General features: G+C 68.0%; 16 protein-coding genes and 1 tRNA gene. 7 read left to right on the forward strand and 10 right to left on the reverse strand.

What is annotated here, in order from left to right; all coding sequences use genetic code 11:
- Positions 1-2: 2 nt before the first annotated feature.
- Positions 3-893 (reverse strand): prolipoprotein diacylglyceryl transferase, encoded by an 891-nt coding sequence (lgt, locus tag KS03_RS13915; RefSeq protein ID WP_015876751.1) that lies wholly within the window; start codon positions 891-893, stop codon positions 3-5.
- 702 nt (positions 894-1,595) lie between these two features.
- On the opposite strand from lgt, the gene KS03_RS13920 reads away from it, so the two are divergent.
- Positions 1,596-1,922, forward strand: a complete 327-nt coding sequence (locus tag KS03_RS13920) for a c-type cytochrome (protein ID WP_017433498.1) — start codon at positions 1,596-1,598, stop codon at positions 1,920-1,922.
- A 104-nt stretch (positions 1,923-2,026) separates the two neighbouring features.
- Here the strand turns inward: KS03_RS13920 and KS03_RS13925 are convergent, their stop codons facing one another.
- Genes KS03_RS13925 through KS03_RS13935 form a run of 3 tightly spaced genes read right to left on the reverse strand, consistent with a single transcriptional unit; the run spans position 2,027 to position 5,465 of the window.
- Entirely contained in the window at positions 2,027-3,487 is a 1,461-nt protein-coding gene (locus tag KS03_RS13925; protein ID WP_015876753.1) for a DUF2486 family protein, read from the reverse strand.
- A gap of 18 nt (positions 3,488-3,505) precedes the next feature.
- Positions 3,506-3,922 (reverse strand): DNA polymerase III subunit chi, encoded by a 417-nt coding sequence (locus KS03_RS13930; protein WP_015876754.1) that lies wholly within the window; start codon positions 3,920-3,922, stop codon positions 3,506-3,508.
- 31 nt (positions 3,923-3,953) lie between these two features.
- Positions 3,954-5,465 carry a leucyl aminopeptidase gene (locus KS03_RS13935; protein WP_015876755.1) on the reverse strand — a complete coding sequence of 504 codons (1,512 nt, stop codon included), beginning with the start codon at positions 5,463-5,465 and terminating at the stop codon, positions 3,954-3,956.
- Between the two features lie 109 nt (positions 5,466-5,574).
- Here KS03_RS13935 and lptF point away from each other — a divergent pair, with 109 nt between their 5' ends.
- From lptF to KS03_RS13950, 3 genes are read left to right on the forward strand one after another with little or no spacing between them, the layout of a single operon-like run.
- A complete protein-coding gene (lptF, locus tag KS03_RS13940; RefSeq protein ID WP_015876756.1) occupies positions 5,575-6,666 on the forward strand; it encodes an LPS export ABC transporter permease LptF in 1,092 nt (363 codons plus the stop codon).
- Between the two features lie 3 nt (positions 6,667-6,669).
- Positions 6,670-7,818, forward strand: a complete 1,149-nt coding sequence (lptG, locus tag KS03_RS13945) for an LPS export ABC transporter permease LptG (RefSeq protein WP_015876757.1) — start codon at positions 6,670-6,672, stop codon at positions 7,816-7,818.
- Between the two features lie 30 nt (positions 7,819-7,848).
- A complete protein-coding gene (locus KS03_RS13950; RefSeq protein WP_015876758.1) occupies positions 7,849-8,223 on the forward strand; it encodes a sirohydrochlorin chelatase in 375 nt (124 codons plus the stop codon).
- Positions 8,224-8,307: 84 nt separating this feature from the next.
- Here the strand turns inward: KS03_RS13950 and cobA are convergent, their stop codons facing one another.
- The 6 genes from cobA to KS03_RS13980 form a co-directional block, all read right to left on the reverse strand.
- Entirely contained in the window at positions 8,308-9,084 is a 777-nt protein-coding gene (cobA, locus tag KS03_RS13955) for a uroporphyrinogen-III C-methyltransferase (protein WP_015876759.1), read from the reverse strand.
- 54 nt (positions 9,085-9,138) lie between these two features.
- Positions 9,139-10,455, reverse strand: a complete 1,317-nt coding sequence (locus KS03_RS13960; protein ID WP_015876760.1) for a sulfate adenylyltransferase subunit 1 — start codon at positions 10,453-10,455, stop codon at positions 9,139-9,141.
- Between the two features lie 22 nt (positions 10,456-10,477).
- On the reverse strand, positions 10,478-11,440 hold the full coding sequence (gene cysD / locus KS03_RS13965) for a sulfate adenylyltransferase subunit CysD (protein ID WP_015876761.1): 963 nt from the start codon (positions 11,438-11,440) through the stop codon (positions 10,478-10,480).
- 90 nt (positions 11,441-11,530) lie between these two features.
- Positions 11,531-12,265 (reverse strand): phosphoadenylyl-sulfate reductase, encoded by a 735-nt coding sequence (locus tag KS03_RS13970; protein ID WP_015876762.1) that lies wholly within the window; start codon positions 12,263-12,265, stop codon positions 11,531-11,533.
- Positions 12,262-12,798: a DUF934 domain-containing protein gene (locus tag KS03_RS13975; protein ID WP_015876763.1), complete on the reverse strand. Its 537-nt coding sequence runs from the start codon at positions 12,796-12,798 to the stop codon at positions 12,262-12,264. Before KS03_RS13975 ends, KS03_RS13970 begins: the two co-directional genes overlap by 4 nt.
- A gap of 20 nt (positions 12,799-12,818) precedes the next feature.
- The gene (locus KS03_RS13980; RefSeq protein ID WP_015876764.1) at positions 12,819-14,498 is read right to left on the reverse strand and encodes a nitrite/sulfite reductase; all 1,680 of its coding nucleotides are present in this window, start codon (positions 14,496-14,498) and stop codon (positions 12,819-12,821) included.
- A 223-nt stretch (positions 14,499-14,721) separates the two neighbouring features.
- Between KS03_RS13980 and KS03_RS13985 the strand changes: the two genes are divergently transcribed.
- The 3 genes from KS03_RS13985 to KS03_RS13995 all read left to right on the forward strand — a co-directional run bounded on the left by KS03_RS13985 (position 14,722) and on the right by KS03_RS13995 (position 17,296).
- Positions 14,722-15,663 carry a CysB family HTH-type transcriptional regulator gene (locus KS03_RS13985; RefSeq protein WP_015876765.1) on the forward strand — a complete coding sequence of 314 codons (942 nt, stop codon included), beginning with the start codon at positions 14,722-14,724 and terminating at the stop codon, positions 15,661-15,663.
- Between the two features lie 161 nt (positions 15,664-15,824).
- Positions 15,825-15,909 (forward strand) — tRNA-Leu (locus KS03_RS13990).
- A gap of 172 nt (positions 15,910-16,081) precedes the next feature.
- Positions 16,082-17,296 carry a tyrosine-type recombinase/integrase gene (locus tag KS03_RS13995; protein ID WP_042967208.1) on the forward strand — a complete coding sequence of 405 codons (1,215 nt, stop codon included), beginning with the start codon at positions 16,082-16,084 and terminating at the stop codon, positions 17,294-17,296.
- Position 17,297: the final 1 nt, after the last annotated feature.

The raw sequence follows: 17,297 nt of genomic DNA on the forward strand, positions 1-17,297 counted from the left end.
TTTCATGCCGCAGCCGGCTCGCGCTTGCGGCGATAGGCCCACAGCATCAGCAGCACGCCGGCCACCACCATCGGCAGCGACAGCCACTGCCCCATCGACAGCCCGAGCGCGAGCAGACCGAGGAAATCGTCGGGTTCGCGCGCGAACTCGACGGTGAAGCGCGCGAGCCCGTAGCCGATCAGGAACAGCGCCGACACCGCGCCGGTGGGTCGCGCCTTGCGCGAGAAGAAGAACAGCACGAGGAACAGCGTGATCCCCTCGAGCGCGATCTCGTAGAGTTGCGACGGGTGGCGCGGCAGCATCTGGTACTGCATGAACACCTCGTTCAGATGCCATTTCGCAGCGATATCCGGGTGTGCCGCGAGCCAGATCGCGTCGTCGCGCGCGGCGCCCGGAAACAGCATCGCCCATGGCGCATCGGGGCTCGTCACGCGGCCCCACAGCTCGCCGTTGATGAAATTGCCGAAGCGCCCGGCCGCGAGCCCGGTCGGCACCATCGGCGCGACGAAGTCGGTCACCTGCAGCCAGGAGCGCTTGCGCTGCCACGCGAACAGCATCATCGCGGCCAGCACGCCGAGGAAGCCGCCGTGGAACGACATCCCGCCCTCCCAGACGCGGAAGATGTCGAGCGGATGCGCGAAGTAATAACTCGCCTTGTAGAACAGCACGTAGCCGAGCCGGCCGCCCAGCACCACGCCTAGCACGCCGTAGAACATCATGTCGTCGATGTCCTTGGCGGTCCAGCCTTGCGCCGCGACGTGCGGCAGCTTGAGCCGCACCCGGCCGACGACGATCGCCGCGATGAAGCCGACGAGATACATGAGCCCGTACCAGCGCACGGCGAGCGGTCCAAGATGAATCGCGACGGGATCGAAATTGGGGTGAATGATCATGAGTCGGTGTGGAAGGTTGCTGAATCGGTGCGGCGTTCATGCGCCGCGCCCGCCCTTTGAAGGTGTTTCGCCGCGCGCGTTCGGCACGCGACGCGGATCCGGCCGCCGCCGCGCCCCGCACGATCTCGATGAAATCCGCGGATACCGGGCTCGCCTCGCGCGTGCGCCGGCCGAGGCTCATCTCGACGATCGGCACGCCGCCCGCCAGCGGCCGGCGGCGATGACGGCACGCGTGCGGCGCCCACGGCCCGCCGCCCGCGCGAGGCTGTGATCGTGCGGCGCCGGACGCCGCCCGGCCAATACGCGGCGCCAGGCCAATATGCGGCGCCAGGCCGAGCGCGCCGTTGCGGCCCGTAATGATGTCATAAAAGCCGGACGTCCAACGAAGCGGGCCGATCGCGCGCGTCGGATCGGCCGGCTCGGCGAACCGCACCGACGCCGACCGCCTGTCGACCGACACCGAGGGCACGAAGCCTTCGCCCGCCTCACGCAAGACGATCGCCGGGCGCATCGAGCACGGCAGGCAGGGCCTGCGGCTGGACCGCGCGAGGCGAGCGGGCGGTTGCCGCCATCCCATGCCGCACGGCATGACGACGGCGCCCGCGCGCGGCCCCGGCCGGCGACGCGCAGCGGTGCGGGCGGCCTTTGCTTCTATAATGCGCGGACAGCCAGACCGGCCGCCGAGCCGGTGGAGACCCCTGTATGAGAATGAAGCTTCTGCGAGCGACCGCTGCCGCGCTGCTGATCGCGGCTATGCCCGCGCATGCCCAGCAGCCCGCGAGCGGCCCGCTACTCGCGCAACGCAAGAATTGCATGGCCTGCCATGCCATCGCGGCCCCGCTGATGGGGCCGCCGTTCCACGCCATCGCCGACCGCTACCTCGCGCGCGCCGATGCGGCCGACTATCTCGCGCAATCGATCGTGAAGGGCAGCGTCGGCGTCTGGGGACCGGTGCCGATGCCGGCCAACACGCAGTTGACCACTGACGAGGCATACCTGCTCGCCCGCTGGATCATGACGCTGAAGTAGGCGCTCGCCCCCGCACCGGCGCCGCCGCTGGCGGGGCAGGTGCGGCATCGGCCATGATCCGCCGAGTGCGCGGGCCTCGCCGCCCGCGCCTCGATCACATGGCTTCACGCCGGCGGCGGCGGGTGATCCGCGAGCGCCTCGCCGACCGCCTCGCTCACCCACTGCTCGATTTCAGGCGCGAGCGCCAGCAGCACCTGCTGCGAGACTTCTTCCGCGAGCGCCGCCGCGTGCTGCTGGACCAGCTCGCGACAGCGTGCGTCGATCAGCGCGCGACCTTCGCCTGCCAGATAGCCGGCAACGCGGCCGTGCAGCCGCTCGGCGAGGCGCCGCGCATCGACGGCGGGCGCCACCGGCGCGGGCGCCGCCGCGACCGGCAAGGGCTCGGGTGCGCCGTGCTGCAACTCGGCGGGCGGCGGCGCCTCCTGATCGGCGAAACGCGCCGGCATCGGCTCGTCGGCGCCGAACGGCGTCAGTTCGGCGAATGCGGCGGGCGGCATCGCCTCGATCGCGTGCAGCGCCGACTCGGTGCGGGCCACGACGTCGCTGTCGGCCGGCGCGTCGACGGCGGCGGCGATGCCGGAAGCGTCGCGACCGCCGGCAGCGACCGGCCCGGCGTCGCGCTGCTCGGCAGCCTGTTCCGGATCGGCCAGCGCGTAGGCGAGCGAGCCATCGTCCGGGGCGTCATGCTCGTCGTCGCCAACCAGTGGCGCGGCGCCCGCCTCATGCGGCGCGGCGGCCGGCGGCGATGTCACGGATGCCACGCCGGGCTGCGGTGCAGCAAGCGGCTCCGGCATTGCCGCGAATTCCGGCGCCACGGCAGGCTCGGGCGCGACGAACGCTGCCTCCGCGTCACTGAGCCCGCTATGAGCGGGCGGCGTCAATGGCGCGCGCGCCTCCTCGGGCGCGGCAACCGGCTCGGGCGCAGCGGTAGATGCCTGCGGCGTCGCCGGCTCGGGCGCGAAAGGCGCGTCGGGCACGTCGGACGCCGGGGCCGCCTCGGCCGATTGCGGCCGCGCCGCCGTGTCAGGCGAGGCGAACCGCGCCCCCGATGCATTCAGTTCCGGATCGGCAGCCGGCTCCGGTTGCGGCGCGCCGGCCAGTTCGTGCGGCACCGCCGGCTCCGGCGCAACGAACGGCGCGGGAACGTCGGGAACGTCGGGAACGTCGGGGGCGGCCGCGCCGGCCGCTGGCGCGGGTGCATGCGGCTCGGCCGGCGCGGCGGGCACCTCGCCAGCCTCGCCAAGCGCGCCGTCCGCAGCGGGCGGCCGCGCTTGCCGCAGCCGCGTCTCGTCCGGCCCGGGCGCCAGCCTCGCTACCGGCAGCGCATCGGCGCCGGCCGCGCCGGCCGGCGCGTCATAGGCCGTCGACAGCGGCGCGTGGGTCTCGGCGGGCGGCAGCCCGGAGCCGGCCGTTTCGGGGGCGGCTTGCGGCTGCAGGACGGGAAGGCCGTCGGCACGCGGCGCGGGCGTCGGAGTCGGGGTCGCGGAGCTGGCCGGCACGGACTTGCCGGGCACCAGCACATCGGTCAGAACAGGAATGTCGAACTCGCGGTTGGTGTCGGGCATGTTGCCTCCGGGCGCGGGTCAGCCGCCCTGCTTGTAGTTGTTCAGCGCATAGCCGCGATCGCGATAGAAACGATAGCGATCGCGGCCGGCCGCCAGTTCCTCGGGCGCGTTGCCGACCACCTCGAGCAGCCGCGCGAACCGCGCGAACTGCGCGGGCACCTCGGCGCCGAGATTGAGCACCACGCCGTCGTGCGGCGCGCGGGAAAGATCGGTGGTCAGCACGATCGGCGTCTGGCCGGCGAGCGGGCTGTCGATCGAGCAGTGCGGAATGAAATCGAGCGGCGAGAAGGTCCAGAGCCGCTCGTCCAGCGCGCGCAGCCGCGCCGGCTCCGCGCAGACGACGACGGATTGCCCCGCCAGATACGCCTTGCGCAGCAGCCGGCACGCATACGCCAGCGAATCGCCGACGTTCGAGTGGAAATCGATCCGCGTCATCACGCGCACCGCTGCGTCGTCGCCGCGCCGCTCACGCGCCGGCGCGGTCGATCAGGAACTGCGTCAGGAGCGGCACCGGCCGGCCGGTGGCCCCCTTCGCCGCGCCGCTCTTCCAGGCGGTGCCGGCGATGTCGAGGTGCGCCCATGGGTAAGCCTCGGCGAAACGCGACAGGAAGCACGCCGCCGTCACGCTGCCGCCCGGACGCCCGCCGAGATTCGTCAGGTCGGCGAAATTCGACTTCAGCTGCTCCTGATACTCGTCGTCGAGCGGCAGACGCCAGGCCGGATCGCCGGCCTCGCGCGAGGCGTCGAGCAGCTCGCCCGCCAGCGCGTCGTCCTTCGAGAACAGGCCGCTGTGGTGGTGGCCGAGCGCGACGACGCAGGCGCCCGTCAGCGTCGCGACGTCGATCACGGCGGCCGGCTTGAAGCGCTCGGCGTAGGTGAGCGCGTCGCAGAGGATCAGGCGGCCCTCGGCGTCGGTATTGAGCACCTCGATCGTCAGCCCCTTCATGCTCGTGACGATGTCGCCCGGCTTCAGCGCGTTGCCCGCCGGCATGTTCTCGCAGGTCGGCACGATCGCGACGACGTTGAGCTTGAGCCCCATTTCGGCCACGGCGCGCATCGTGCCGAGCACCGAGCCGGCGCCGCACATGTCGTACTTCATCTCGTCCATGCCCTCGCCCGGCTTCAGCGAGATGCCGCCCGTGTCGAACGTGATGCCCTTGCCGACCAGCACGATCGGCGCCGCCTTGGCCGGCCCGCCCTGGTAGTGCAGCACGATGAACTGCGGCGGCTCGACCGAGCCGCGCGCGACCGCCAGGAACGACTCCATCTTCAGCGCCTGGATCTGCTTCAGGCCGAGCACCTCGGACCTGAGATTCCAGTCCTTAGCCATCTGCCGGGCCGAGTTCGCAAGATAGGTGGGCGTGCAGACGTTGGCGGGCAGGTTGCCGAGATCGCGCGTGAAATCGATGCCGTTGGCGATCGCCACGGCCTGCTTCACGGCCAGCTTGGCGGCCTTCTCCTCGGCCGGATCGACGCTGAACACGACGCGCTTGAGCGTGGCCGGCTCGGGCTCGGCCTTGCTCTTCATCTGCGTGAAGCGGTAGGTTTCGTTGCGCAGCGCGAGAATCGCGGCACGCACGCACCAGTCGGACGCGCGCTCGGCGACGGGCAACTGCGTGAGCGTGAACGCGACCTGCCCGACCTTGGTCGCGAGCAGCGCGCGCCAGGCGGCGCGGACGGCCTCCTGGTAAGCCTTCTGGCCGAAGCCGTCCTGCTTGCCGAGGCCGACGAGCAGCACGCGCGAGGCGCCGATGCCCGACACTTCGTGCAGCAGCAGGGTCTTGCCGGCCTTGCCGTCCATGTCGCCGGCCTTGATGATCCGCGACAGCAGCCCCTTGGTGGCTTCATCCGTGTCGAGCGCGGCGCCGGACAGCGTTTGGGATTCGAACACGCCGATCACGACGCAGTCGGATTTTCCGGTCAGGAACCCCTTGGCAGCACCTTTGCTCCAATCAAAGCCTTTTATGCTAAAGTCCATCGCGCTTGTCCTCGGATAAAATCTGGGCTAAGGGTGAAAGCCGCAATTATCCGCTATTTTTTCCCTGGCGGCGCGCGCCCCACCCCCTCCCGCCCTCTTCGCATCAAACATGATCTTTGAACGCTCCCTCCAGCGCGAGCTTGCGTATACGGCCGGCGCTGTCTTCATGGTGCTGCTCACGATCATGCTGACGTCGATGATGATCCGTATCGTCGGCTACGCAGCGTCCGGTCAGGTGAGCCCGAAGGACGTGCTCGTGCTGATCGGCCTCACCGTGATCGGCTATCTCGCGATGATCCTGGTCGGCACCCTGTTCGTGTCGATCCTGTTCGTGCTCACGCGCTGGTACCGCGACTCCGAAATGGTGGTCTGGCTCGCCTCCGGCGTGAGCCTCACGCGCCTGATCCGGCCGATCGGCGTGTTTTCCACGCCGATCGTGCTGCTCATCGCGTTCTTCGCGTTCGTCGGCTGGCCGTGGTCGAACCAGCAGAGCAAGCTGATCAAGGCGCGCTTCCAGCAGCGCGACGAGGTCTCGCTGCTCGCGCCGGGTCAGTTCCGCGAATCGACCGCGACCCACCGCGTGTTCTTCATCGAGAAGATGTCGCCGGACCAGGCCCGGGTGCAGAACGTGTTCGTCACGACCACCGAGCAGGGCAAGGTCAACATCGTCGTCTCGCAGACCGGCCGCGTCGAAACCGAGAAGAACGGCGACCGCTTCATCGTGCTCGAGAACGGCCGCCGCTACGACGGCGTGCCCGGCCAGCCGAACTTCAAGATCATGCAGTTCGAGCGCTACGGCGTGAAGATCCAGAGCAAGCAGGTGGTCACGCAGCCCACCACCACCAGCACGTCCACGCTCGAGCTGCTGCGCGATCCGACCAAGGAAAACCTGGCCGAATTCGCCTGGCGCGCCGGCCTGCCATTGATCGCAATCAATCTGATGATCCTGGCAATCCCGCTGGCCTATCAGAATCCGCGGCGCGGCCGCACCGTCAACCTCGTGATGGCCGTGCTGATCTACCTGACCTATTCCAACCTGCTGAACGTGGTGCAATCGCAGATCGAGCGCGGCAAGCTGCCGTTCGGCGTCGGGCTGGTGGTGCTGCACCTGGTGGTGGCCGGCATCGTCGCGTTCCTGTTCTGGCTACGCGTGCGCAACCGGCCGCTCATCTCGCGGGCCACGTTCCGCCGGGGAGCCTGACCGATGCGGCTCTACGAAAAGTATTTCGCGCGCCAGATCTACCTGACGTTCATCTTCGTGCTGTTCGCGTTCTCGGGGCTGTTCTTCTTCTTCGACCTGATCAGCGAGCTGAACTCGGTCGGCCACGGCGCCTACAACTTCGGCTACGCGGTGCTGCGCGTCGCGCTGCAGACGCCCTCGCGCTTCTACGAGATCATCCCGGTCGCGACGCTGATCAGCGCGATCTACGTGTTCGCGCAGATGGCAGCGAACTCCGAGTTCACGATCTTCCGCGTCTCGGGCCTCGCCACCAACCAGGCGCTGCGCTCGCTGCTGAAGATCGGCGTGCCGCTCGTGATCGTCACCTACCTGATCGGCGAATTCATCGGCCCCTACACCGATCAGCTCTCCGAGCGCGTGCGGCTCGAGGCGCTCGGCTCGTCGGTGTCGTCGAACTTCGCCTCGGGCGTCTGGGTCAAGGACACGCTGACCGCGCGCGACAACGGCGAGCCGGTCACGCGCTTCGTCAACGTCGGCACGCTGTCGCCCGATTCGACCATCAGCAACGTGCGGATCTACGAGTTCGATTCGAAGTTCCAGCTGCAGAACGTGCGGATCGCGAAGTCGGGCCGCTACGCGCCGCCCGGCCACTGGCTGCTGACCGACGTGACCGACACCCAGCTCACGCCGATCCCGCCGGACAGCCATGCGCCGAAGGATGCGCTGAACCCGGTCTACCGCTCCGAGCAGGTGTCGATGCCGCAGTATTCGCTGCGCTCGGATCTCACGCCGCAGATCCTGTCGGTGCTGCTGGTGTCGCCGGAGCGGATGTCGATCTTCAACCTGTTCCGCTATATTCAGCATTTGCGCGAGAACCAGCAGGACACCCAGACCTACGACATCGCGCTGTGGCGCAAGCTGCTGTACCCGTTCGCGGTGTTCGTGATGCTGGTGCTGTCGCTGCCGTTCGCGTACCTGCATACGCGCGCCGGGGTGGTGGGCGTGAAGGTGTTCGGCGGCATCATGCTCGGCATGAGCTTCCAGCTCTTCAACACGCTGTTCTCGCACATCGGCACGCTCAATACCTGGCCCGCGCCGCTCACGGCGGCGCTTCCCGCCCTGATCTACCTCGCGCTCGGCCTGTTCGCGCTGAAGTGGGTCGACCGGCACTGATCACCGATTACCGCAGAGAACGGAGGAACGATGAGCAAGCATGGGATCATCCTGTTCGGACATGGTTCGCGCGACCCGCGCTGGATGGAGCCCTTCGAGCGGCTCGCCGAGCGCGTGCGCGCCGCGCACACGCTCGGCCCGGTCTCGCTCGCGTTCCTCGAACTGATGCCGCCGGAACTGGCGGACGCGGTGGCCGCGCACGCCACGCAGGGCTGCGCGGCCATCACGATCGTGCCGGTATTCGTCGGCCAGGGCGGCCACGTGCGGCGCGACCTGCCCGAACTCGTCGAGGCGTGCCGCGCCGCCCATCCGGGCATCGAGATCCGCTGCGCCACGGCGATCGGCGAGGACGACGCCGTGCTCGACGCGATCGCACGCTACTGCCTGCAGCAGGCGAGCGCCTGACGGATCACACCGCCCGCCGCGGCGGCGCCTCAATGCAAAACGCCGGCCCCCAGGGGCCGGCGTTTTGCATTGAGGGCGCATCCATCAGGCCGCGTTGCGCATGCCGTCGCCGTCCGTGCCCGCCTCGGCCGGCGCGCCGTCGTCCGCGAGCCGCCCGCGCTCGCCGAACGCGGCGCCGATCATCAGCAGGCTCGGCTGCGCGGGATCGAGCCAGGCCTGCGCCTCGCCCGCCGCCATCCGTGCCAGCGTCAGCTCGAGCGTGCGCTCGCGAGCCGTGCTGCAGGCCTCGACGATCGCCACCGGCGTGTCGGCCGCGCGGCCCGCGTCGATCAATTGCCGCGCGATGCCCGGCGCGCTGTCGCGGCCCATGTAGAACACCAGCGAATCGGCGTTGACCTGCTCGCGGATCTCGTCGCTGCCCGGCGCGCGGCTCCGGGTGGCAAACGCGACGCTGCGCGCGACGCCGCGCAGCGTCAGCGAGCGCTTGAGCGTGGCCGCGCCGGCCAGCGCCGCGGTGATGCCCGGCACCACCTCGTAGTCGATCCCGGCCGCCTCCAGCGCGCGCATTTCCTCGTCGGCGCGGCCGAACAGCATCGGGTCGCCGCCCTTCAGGCGCACCACCACGGCATGCTCGCGCGCGGCGTCGACAATCTGCTTGTTGATGAACTGCTGCGCGGAGGAGCGCTGCCCGCAGCGCTTGCCGACCGGGACGAGCCGCGCGTGCGGCGCATGCTCGAGCATCGCCGGCTCCACCAGCGCGTCGTGCAGCACCACGTCGGCCAGGCCGAGCAGCCGCGCGCCGCGCACCGTGATCAGGTCCGCTGCGCCCGGCCCCGCGCCAATCAGATACACCTTGCCCATACACCCTTCATTGGTTGGTCGCCGTGGGCGGCGCACGCCGCCCACGGCGCTGCATCACGCCGAATACGCGCGGATCATGCCGGCCGCAACCGTGTGATGCGTCGCCTCGTCGATCAGCACGAACGCACCGGTGCCCGGATGCGCGTCGTAGGTATCGCAGACGATCGGCTTTTGCAGCGTCAGCGCGACCCGGCCGATGTCGTTCATCTTCAGATCCAGGCGGTCGGTGGCCTGCGACAGCGTATGCACGTCGAGCACCTGCCGGACCGCGCCGATCTTCGTAAACACCATGTTGGTGGTCTGCTTGAGCAGATACTTGCGCTGCGGCGACAGCGGCATCTCGTCGAACCAGCACAGGTCCGCCTCGAGCTTTTTGGCCGGCTCGATGCGCTGCGCGTTCGGCACGAACACGTCGCCGCGCGACACGTCCACATCCTCGCCGAGGCGGATCGTCACCGTCTGCCCCGCGAACGCGGATTCTACCGCAGCCGTGCCGCCCGGCACCGGCGCGATGATCTCGGCCACCGTCGCCGTGCGGCCCGACGGCAGCACCGCGATCTCGTCGCCCACCCGCACCTCGCCGGCCTCCACGCGGCCCATGTAGCCGCGGAAGTCGTCGGCCGAGCTGCCGTCCTGGCGCGCCACCCACTGCACCGGGAAGCGCAGCGCCGCGCCGCCGTCGACCGCCACCGGCAGCGTTTCCAGCAGGTCCAGCAGCGGCTCGCCCGAATACCACGGCATGCTGTCCGACAGCGTGACGATGTTGTCGCCCTTGAGCGCCGACACCGGCACGAAGCGCACGCCGGCCAGGCCCAGCTGATCGGCGAGCGCGACGTAGGCCTCGCGGATCAGGTCGAAGGTGGCCTCCGAATACTCGACCAGATCCATCTTGTTGATCGCGACGATCACGTGCTGCAGGCCGAGCAGCTTCACGATCGCGCTATGGCGCTTGGTCTGCGGCAGCAGCTGCGTGACGCCGCCCTCGACCGTCACGCGCGTGGCGTCGATCAGGATGATCGCGGCGTGCGCGGTCGAGGCGCCCGTCACCATGTTGCGCGTGTACTGCTCGTGGCCCGGCGTGTCGGCGATGATGAACTTGCGCTTGGCGGTGGCGAAGTAGCGGTAGGCCACGTCGATGGTGATGCCCTGCTCGCGCTCGGCTTCGAGCCCGTCGGTGAGCAGCGCGAGGTCGAGCTCGTCACCCACGGTGCGCTTGTTCTTCGCGCGCGACAGCGCCGACAGCTGGTCGGACAGCACCGCCTTGCTGTCGTACAGCAGGCGGCCGATCAGCGTGCTCTTGCCGTCGTCGACGCTGCCCGCCGTGATGAAGCGCAACACGCCGAGGTCTTCGTGGTTCTCGATGATGCTCATGATGTCTGTATCCTCGCGTGCTTCAGAAATAACCCTGCTTCTTGCGCTGCTCCATCGCCGCTTCCGAGGTCTGATCGTCCATCCGCGTCGCGCCGCGCTCGGTGATCTCGGTCACTGCGGTCTCGGCGATGATCTTCTCGACATCGTCGGCATCGCTCTCCACCGGGCAGGTGCAGCTGATGTCGCCCACCGTGCGGAAGCGCACCAGCGCGCGCTCGCTCGTCTCGCCCTCGCGCATCGGCGTGAGCGGCGTGACGGGCACCAGCAGGCCGTTGCGGCGCACGATCTCGCGCTGGTGGGCGTAGTAGATCGAGGGCAGCTCGAGATTCTCGCGGGCGATGTATTGCCAGACGTCGAGCTCGGTCCAGTTCGAGATCGGGAACACGCGCAGGTGCTCGCCCGGGTGCAGGCGCGCGTTGTAGAGGCTCCAGAGTTCCGGACGCTGGGCCTTCGGGTCCCATTGGCCGAACTCGTCGCGAAACGAGAAGATGCGCTCCTTGGCGCGCGCCTTTTCTTCGTCGCGGCGCGCCCCGCCGATCATCGCCGTGTAGCCGTGCTGCTCGATCGTCTCGAGCAGCGTGACGGCCTGCGCGGCGTTGCGCGAATCGGTTTCGCGGCGCAGCACCACGGTGCCGCGCGCGATCGACTCCTCGACGTGGCCGACCACCAGCTCGGCGCCGATCTGCTTGGCGCGGCGATCACGGAAATCGATCACCTCGTCGTAATTGTGGCCCGTGTCGATGTGGACCAGCGGGAACGGCAGCGCGGTCTTGCGGCCCGCGCCCAGGCCGAATGCCTTCAGCGCCAGATGCAGCACGACCACCGAATCCTTGCCGCCCGAAAACAGCAGCGCGGGCTTGCTGCACTCGGCCACGAGTTCGCGCAGGATGTGGATCGACTCGGCCTCGAGCCAGTCGAGATGGCCCATCCGGCCGGCAGTGCCGGCCGGCCGGGCGAAGGTGGATGGTTCGAGCGTCGTGCTCATGATGTCAGTCCTTGCTGGTTTGCTGATGGCCGCCCGCCGGGGCGGGCGGCGCGCTTGCTGTCGTTCGTGGGCGAGGCGCACGGCGGCGCCTCAGGCGTTGGCGCGGCCCGGCAGTTCCGACACCGGCGCGACCGTGATGTGCAGGCCGCATTCCTTGGTGTCGCGCGACTCCCACCACCAGCGGCCCGCGCGGCTGTCTTCGCCGGGGCGGATCGCGCGCGTGCAGGGCTCGCAGCCGATGCTCGGGTAGCCGCGCGCGTGCAGCGGGTTCACCGGCACGTCGAACGCCTTCAGGCAGGCCCACACCTCGGCCTCGGTCCAGTCGGCGAGCGGATTGTACTTGGCGATGCCGCGGGCCTCGTCGTGCTCCTGCTCGTGCAGCTCGGCGCGCGTGACCGACTGCTCGCGGCGCTGGCCCGTGACCCAGGCGTCGGCCTCGGCGAGCGCGCGGTTGAGCGGCTCGACCTTGCGGATCTGGCAGCACGCCTTGCGCAGCTCGACGCTCTCGTAGAACGCGTTCGGGCCGTGCTCGGACACGTACTGGTCGATCGCGTCGGGCTGCGGGTGGAACTGCTCGATCTCGTAGCCGTAGCGCTCGCGCACGCGGTCGATCATGCCGAGCGTTTCCGCGTGCAGGCGGCCCGTGTTCAGCGAAAAGATGCCGATCGCGTGGCCCTTCGAGAGAATCGCGTGGCTGAGCAGCATGTCCTCGGCCGCGAGGCTGCTCGCGAACTTCACGCGCGGGTGGCGCCCGGCGATCGCGGCGAGCAGCGCGTCGAGCCGCTCGACCTTGGCCGCCAGTTCGGGGCTGAGGGCGCCGCTCATGCGCCCACCCGGCCGGCGGCGGCGCGGCGGCGGAACAACGGTGTCGCGTCGTCCACCGCGCCCTGGTAGCGTTCCGAGAATTCGCTGAACGCGTTCAGCGCGTCGTGCGGGTCGCGGTCCGCGCGCACCGCGAACGCGTCGAAGCCGCAACGCGACATGTAGTTCAGCTGGTCGCGCAGCACGTCGCCGATCGCGCGCAGCTCGCCGGTCCAGCCGTAGCGCTTGCGCAGCAGGTGGGCGGTGCTGTAGCCGCGGCCGTCGCCGAAGCGCGGGAAGTCCACCGCGATCACCGTCAGCCTGTCGAAGTCGGCGACGAGCTCGGCCGGCTCGCTGTCCGGCGCGAGCCACACGCCGAGTTCGTCCTTCGTCTTCGCGGCGCTCAACGCCTCGCGCTCGGCCTGCCAGTAGGCGAGCGGCACCAGCACCTTGCCGGCCGGCAGCGCGCCCACCTCGGGCAGCGCGCCGTCCTCGCCCGCGCGCACGACCTGCCAGGCGTCGTCGGTCACTGCGCGGTTCTTGATAATCGAAGCCATCTGCTGAATTCCTCTTGGGGTTACGCGTGGGCCGGCTGGCGCGCCGCGTAGACCCGCTCCTTGAACGGCGCGATGCCGATGCGGTTGTAGGTGTCGATGAAGCGCTCGCCGTCGATGCGCGACTCGACGTAGGTATCGACCAGCTTCGTGATCACGTCGGGCACTTCCTCGGCCGAGAACGACGGGCCGATCACGCGGCCCAGCTTCAGGCCGTCCTGCCCCGTGCCCTGCTCGCCGCCGAGCGACACCTGGTACCACTCCGAGCCGTCCTTGTCGACGCCGAGAATGCCGATGTTGCCGACGTGGTGGTGACCGCACGAGTTCATGCAGCCCGAGATGTTCAGCGACATCTCGCCGAGGTCGTAGACGTAGTCGAGATCGTCGAAACGCTCCTGGATCGCCTGCGCGATCGGGATCGACTTGGCGTTCGCCAGCGAGCAGAAATCGCCGCCCGGGCACGCGATGATGTCGGTCAGCAGGCCGATGTTCGGCGTCGCGAAGCCGACCGCCTTGGCCTTTTCCCACAGCTCGAACAGGTCGCGCTTCTTCACGTTGGCGAGAATCAGGTTCTGCTCGTGCGACACGCGCAGCTCGCCGAACGAATAGGCATCGGCCCAGTCGGCCACCGCCTCCATCTGCGCGTCGGTTGCGTCGCCCGGCGCCACGCCGTTCGGCTTCAGCGACAGCGTGACCGCCGCGTAACCCGACACCTTGTGCGGCGCGACGTTGCGCTCGACCCAGCGTGCGAACGCCTTGTTCTCGAGCAGGTGCTGTTCGTAGGAGGCGTCGGTGTCGGCCAGCTTCTCGTAGGCCGGCGGGGCGAAGCAGCGCGACACGCGCTCGACTTCGTCCTGCGTCAGCGTCGAGGGACCGTCCTTCAGGTGCTGCCATTCCGCCTCGACCTGCTGCGCGAACTTCTCCGGCGAAAGCGCCTTCACGAGGATCTTGATCCGCGCTTTATAGAGATTGTCACGGCGGCCGAAACGGTTATAGACGCGCAGCACCGCCTCGCAGTAGGTCAGCAGATGCTGCCACGGCAGATTCTCGCGAATGATCGAGCCGACGATCGGGGTGCGGCCCAGGCCGCCGCCCGCGAGGATGCTGGCGACGATCTCGCCGTCGGCATTGCGCGACAGGTAGACGCCCAGGTCGTGCATCTGCACGGCGGCGCGGTCCACCTTCGAGCCGGACACGGCGATCTTGAACTTGCGCGGCAGCCAGGCGAATTCGGGGTGGAACGTCGACCACTGGCGCAGGATTTCGGCCCACGGGCGCGGATCGATCGTCTCGTCGGGCGCGACGCCGGCGAACTGGTCGGCCGTGATGTTGCGGATACAGTTGCCGGAGGTCTGGATGCCGTGCATCTGTACCGACGCGAGCTTGGCGAGCAGGTCCGGCGTTTCCTCGAGCCGGATCCAGTTGAACTGGATGTTCGAGCGCGTCGAGAAGTGGCCATAGCCGCGGTCGTGCTCGCGCGCGATGCGTGCCAGCATGCGCAGCTGGTCGCTGCGCAGATTGCCGTAGGGAATCGCGATCCGGTGCATGTACGCGTGACGCTGCATGTACAGGCCGTTCTGCAGGCGCAGCGGACGGAATTCTTCCTCGCTCAATTCGCCCGACAGCCGGCGACGCACCTGGTCGCGATATTGCGCGACGCGTTCGTCGACGATCGTCTGGTCGTACTGGTCGTACTGATACATTGGGGACCCCAGGTTTCGTGTTGACGGCTTGGCGTCCTAGCCACGCCAGGCCTGAATTCTGCCTCGTTCGCGCCCGCCACGCCGAGCCGGCTGCTCCCCGGCGGCGTCACTTGCTAATGACGAAAACAGATATCCATATTTGAAAAACCAGGAAGGATCGTAATAAACTCGCCTTATATTTCAAACGACTAAAAAATTCTGTCCATATGCGAAAGGGTTATATATGAACCTGCACCAATTTCGCTTCGTGCGCGAGGCCGTCCGCCAGAATTTCAACCTCACCGAGGCCGCGAAGGCGCTGTTTACGTCGCAGCCGGGCGTGTCGAAGGCGATCATCGAGCTCGAGGACGAACTGGGCGTGGAAATCTTCAGGCGCCACGGCAAGCGCGTGCGCTCGCTGACCGAACCGGGCCGGATCATCCTCGCCTCGGTCGAACGCATTTTGCAGGAAGTGGAAAGCTTAAAAAGGGTCGGGAAAGATTACGCGGCGCAGGACCAGGGCAACCTGACGATCGCGGCCACGCATACCCAGGCGCGCTACTCGCTGCCGGGGGCGATCGCCGAATTCAAGAAGCGGTTTCCGAAGGTGCATCTGTCGATCCTGCAAGGCAGCCCGACCCAGGTGGCCGAGATGGTGATCCACGATCAGGCCGATCTCGCGATCGCGACCGAGGCGATCGCCGACTACAAGGAGTTGGTGTCGCTGCCTTGCTTCCAGTGGCATCACGCCGCCGTGGTGCCGGCCGACCATCCGCTGCTGGAGCGGCGCCCGCCCTCGCTCGACGACCTGGCGCAATATCCGCTGATCACCTACGACGACGCGTTTGCGGGCCGCAAGAAGATCAATCACGCGTTCGCGCTGCGCGGGCTGTCGCCCGACATCGTGCTGGAGGCGATCGACGCGGACGTGATCAAGACCTACGTGGAACTGGGGCTCGGGGTCGGCATCCTGGCCGACATCGCGTTCAACCCGGAGCGCGACCGCAACCTGCGCGCGATTTCGGTCGGGCACCTGTTCGGCAGCAACGTGACGCGCGTGGCGCTGAAACAAGGCGCGTACCTGCGCGGCTATGTATATACGCTCGTCGAATTGCTGTCGCCGACGCTGAACCGCAAGCTGATCGAGCAGGCGCTGCAGGGCGAGGCAGAATCCTACGAGCTGTGAGGGCGCAAGCGCTTTTCCCATGCGCGATGGCAAGGCGTGCACGGACACGGCCTGGCCGCCGGCCGCCGCGGCGCACGGGCGGCTTGCCCGGCGCGGCGTTTTCCGACATAATCCGCGTTTCGCTCGCGCGCAACCGAACGCGCGAGGCTGCAACAGCTTCTGCCCAGGTGGTGAAACTGGTAGACGCAGGGGACTCAAAATCCCCCGCCGCAAGGCGTGCCGGTTCGATTCCGGCCCTGGGCACCAGTACATAGTTCCGGGAAGTTCCCGGAAGTCCTAAAACCCGCGACAGCTCTAGGCTTCGCGGGTTTTTTCATTCCGGCAAAGTGCCGTGTGGTGCGTAGACAGCCGGGGGCAAGTGGGGGCAACATTGGGGGCAACCCACCCGAAATTGCCTTACCCGTCAGGAGTTGCCCCCGTGCCATTAACCGATACAGCCATCCGGAACGCCAAGCCGGCCGACAAGCCCTTGCGCCTGTTCGACGGAGGCGGCCTCTATCTGGAAATCGCCCCGAGCGGGGGCAAGTGGTGGCGCCTCAAATACCGGTTTGGGGGCAAGGAAAAGCGCTACTCGCTCGGCGTCTACCCGGACGTTACATTGGCGATCGCACGGAAGAAGCGCGACGAAGCCCGTGAAAAGCTCGCTGCCGGCATCGATCCCGGTGAAGCGAAGAAGGCGGAAAAAAGGGCCGGCCTGCTTGCGGCCGCCCATTCGTTTGAGGTTGTCGCTCGCGGCTGGATGGCCGAGCGCAAGACGACTGTAGAGCCAGCGCAGCATGACAAGACACTCGCCCGCATGGAGAACGATGTATTCCCATGGCTTGGCAAGCGCCCTATCGCTGAAATCGACGCCCCGGAGATACTGGTTGTACTGAAGCGCGTAGACGGGCGTGGTGCCAGATTTACCGCCCATCGCATCCGCAGCGAGATTAGCCGGGTATTCCGCTACGGCATCAAAGAGGGGCACTGCAAGGCCGATCCAGCCCGAGATTTGGTAGATGCCATTCCGCCCGCCCAGACAACGCACTTTGCCTCGATCACCGAGCCCGAGAAAGTTGCCGAGATGCTTCGCGCGTTCGACGGCTTCACGGGTACTTTCCCGGTTCTCTGCGCGCTCAGACTAGCCCCGATGCTGTTCGTCCGCCCAGGCGAATTACGCAAGGCGCAGTGGTCACAATTCGAGCTCGACAAAGGCGAGTGGCGCTATTTCGTCAACAAAACGAAAACGGATCACCTTGTTCCGCTGGCCACACAGGCGGTTGCGATTTTGCGCGAGCTTCACGCCCTGACTGGCGATGGCGTCTACGTGTTCCCCGGTGCCCGCGACCGAAATCGCCCGATGAGCGAGGCCGCTATCAATGCAGCCCTTCGTCGCCTCGGCTACGACACTCGCACCGAGATTACCGGTCACGGCTTCCGGGCGATGGCACGGACGATCCTGCATGAAGAGCTGGAGGAAAAGCCGGAAGTGATCGAGCACCAACTAGCACATACCGTCCCTGACAGCCTTGGGCGGGCGTACAACCGAACAAAATTCATCAAGGCCCGACGTTCGATGATGCAACAGTGGGCGGACTACCTCGACAAGCTCAAAGCAGGGGCGGAAATCATTCCGATCGCGGCGGCCGGATAGA

Source organism: Burkholderia glumae LMG 2196 = ATCC 33617 (genome assembly GCF_000960995.1).
GTDB lineage: Bacteria > Pseudomonadota > Gammaproteobacteria > Burkholderiales > Burkholderiaceae > Burkholderia > Burkholderia glumae.